At 42.7% G+C, this 3,136-nt stretch carries 3 protein-coding genes; all 3 read right to left on the bottom strand.

Going from position 1 to position 3,136, the window contains the following annotated elements; translation table 11 throughout:
* Positions 1–454: 454 nt before the first annotated feature.
* On the bottom strand, positions 455–1,147 hold the full coding sequence (locus tag WMO25_RS16590; RefSeq protein ID WP_349086266.1) for a CvpA family protein: 693 nt from the start codon (positions 1,145–1,147) through the stop codon (positions 455–457).
* A gap of 55 nt (positions 1,148–1,202) precedes the next feature.
* Entirely contained in the window at positions 1,203–2,333 is a 1,131-nt protein-coding gene (locus WMO25_RS16585) for a DUF5711 family protein (protein ID WP_349086265.1), read from the bottom strand.
* Between the two features lie 107 nt (positions 2,334–2,440).
* Positions 2,441–3,136: LysM peptidoglycan-binding domain-containing protein (locus tag WMO25_RS16580; protein WP_349086263.1), on the bottom strand; the 696-nt coding region annotated here is incomplete at its 5' end.

Raw genomic sequence — 3,136 nt, 5'->3', positions numbered from 1 at the left:
CCGTTTTACTTTGGTTTGTGTTCTTAAAAATTCTTTTTAGGAATTTTCGGGATTGTTTTGTTGTTCAATTATCAAAGCTCATGTATCGCTCATCAAGCGACTTGTTTATTCTACCAGATGTCTAAGTGTTTGTCAACAACTTTTTTAATTTTTCTAATAAATTATTTCCAAACTGCTTATGAATCTGTACTGTTTCGCGTTATTCTCGCTGACAGCTTGTATATCATACCATCTCTTCCAACATCTGTCAACACCTATTTTTAAGTTTTTTAATTTTTCCTTTTCCTCAATTGCAAAGTTAAATTCCACCCCTCTCGAAAATGAATCCTGGAAATAACTATTGTGAAATATGCAACCATCTTTCACATTAAAAGGCCGGAGCGTACGAAACAAAACTGGGGCCGGAGCGTACGAAACAAAATACGCCCCGGCCCCAGTTTTGTTTTCACTGTTATCAGCCCCACAAAATGTCTTTGAAACCGTTAATAAACATCATAATGTAGTTATGATCATAAATATACCGAAGAAACAGACTCTCATTAATCTGGGCAAACAAATATCCGCCCATCTCTGTTCCGCTTAATATAGTAATAACAATACATATCACCCAGAGAATAATCATTCCCTTCAGCAGCCCCACCAGCATACCACCCATTTTGTTCATGGTATGGATCACCGGAAGCCTGCTCAGAAGATTCAGACACCTGATAATAATCTTCATAATGACAGATACTGCAAAAAATACCAATACAAAAGACAATGCATTGAAAATGAGCTCTGTCACATAATTGGCTATGTAGGCCTTGAATGCGGAAATCCCCAGAACATCCTTCTGTGTATCATCACTGTTTGTCAATGCCTGCTGCACAATATCCGGCAATGGCAGACGATCAATCATATGCTCCTTGTCTGTAACTTCCTGTTCATCCTGATTCTTAAAAAGTGATGCTTCCACCCGCTGACTGACCGCATCAAAATACGCGGTATTCTGCCAGTTCTGACTCAGCTGCGGTGACAGCTGTGCCGCCAACGCAATGGCGATCACTGTGGCAAACATCGAAAAAACTGTCATGATCAAACCACGGCGCCAGCCTTTAAAGGCATAATATACCAGCACTGCCAACGCCGCCCATGATAATATATTCATTCTGTCTCCTTCAATCAAAAAATACTTATCCTATGTACGTATTTCCCTCGTATGCTTATCTTATACGTATTTCTCTCAGTGACTGATCATCAATCAGCCAGTACAATCCGTCCTCCCATGACGGCATGACGCCTGTCACCGCTGTATTGAATGTCCCTCTGAAGCGAACTCTGCCGCCCATCTGATAAATCAGCATTTCTCCATCATTATACAGAATCACCTCATCATCATCTGCCGTCATTCCACTGTAATCCAGGTCAAAATAGTACGTACTGCTCTTTTTGCCTGCTTTATTATAAATTTCCATACGGTATTTGCCGTTGTCATCTTCATTCTTAAAGATAAAACCTAACTTCTGATTCGTACAGAAAACACTGTTGATCTCACTTTCAAAGTTCTCCTGCGTCTCTATCTTTTTGCTGTCTGCCTGATAAAGCACGAAGCCTTTCTCCCCGAACAGAACCACTTCTCGGTTGTCAAGAAACGCTGCCTTTGGATATAATCCTTCCAGTTCCTGCGTATCCAGCAGATGGTCACCCTCCACATCTGAAAAATCATAGGACACAATTCTTGACTGCATACTTCCGCTTTTCACGATCAGATAACTGACTGCAAGCTTCGACGCATCAGGTGAAAGGGCGATTGCCAGCGGATATCCCGTATTCTCAAGTGAAGCCTTGATACTTCCCAGGCTGTTTCCCTGTTTGTCATATAAATTGATATAGTTACTGGATGTATCTGAAAGTACCGCTGCAACGACACCCTGCTCTGAGATCTGTATCTCCTGAATCGGTACATCGGTGGACACACGTCCCAGCTGCCCATATTCATTACATATATAGATTGTGTTGGCCCCGATATCTCCAACTGCCACATAATCCCCGGCTGACGTCATCGTCGGTGATGCCATCTCATAAGTCTGATTCCAGAGGACTGTACCGCTCTTATTGGTCATTGCAACACCGTCTTTACTGTACTTGACCATGCCCTTACGCATCATACAATAGTAAACAGACGTATCGTCACCCCGGGACATCGATGTCACAACCTCATAGGAAGATGCCACTTTATTGTTCTTCACCAATGCATAGACCAGAACAACAGCAAGAATCAACACCCCTGCCGCAATCGTCCATTGCATCCGGTTCATCTTCAACTTTTGTTTTTCTTTATTTTGCTGTTCCATTTTACTCCTCCGATAATACATTCAGTATAGTGAAAAATCCTTTGGCCGTCAACCTTTTTACCATACTCCGGAAAAGCCCTGCAGGGACACAGCAATTCAGTCCCAATTTACGGCAGTTTAAGAACCATTCCCGGATAAATATAATCAGGATTCTCAATCTGATTCAGCTGGATAATGGCCTTCACATGCTCTGCGTCCTGATAATAATTCCGGCTTATTTTCAGTAATGTATCCCCCTCTTTGACGGTATACTGCTGATAGATTTTTCCTGCAGTCGCCGTCCCTGTTGACGAAACTGTTGTCTCTGCTGCATCATCCTGCTCCTCTGATTGATTTTCTTCCGAAGATTCTGCTGCACCGTTCTGATCTGCATACTCAGTATCCCGGATATCTTTTTCTGCTGCTGACTGCTCCGCCTGCTGCACAATACTTTCCACAATATCAAAATGTTCGACATTATTTGCCGCTGCGGTTTCTATCTGTGTCTCCTGAGCAACCCGGTTTTGCACAACCGGCAAAATGCCGCCGGGCATATTGCGCCTTATACCGATGGCCACAAGAATCAGCACCAGCACAGCCGCCTGCGGTATCCATTTCATATTCCTGTTTTTGCTTTTTCCACTCACCGCTTCCCGTCGTATATGATGATCTGTTTTTTTCTCATAGAGTCTATTTTGAAATCCCGGCGTTCCTTCACACATCCCCTGGTTTTCCTGTCTGATCTCAATCATATAATTCTGCATCGCTTCATTTCTGTCATAGTAAATGTAATAGCCATGCTGTCTGAATAAATGTCCGTTTTC

This window comes from Coprococcus intestinihominis, assembly GCF_040096555.1.
Classification (GTDB): domain Bacteria; phylum Bacillota; class Clostridia; order Lachnospirales; family Lachnospiraceae; genus Coprococcus_A; species Coprococcus_A intestinihominis.
This window is presented reverse-complemented; position numbering and strand designations above follow the sequence as displayed.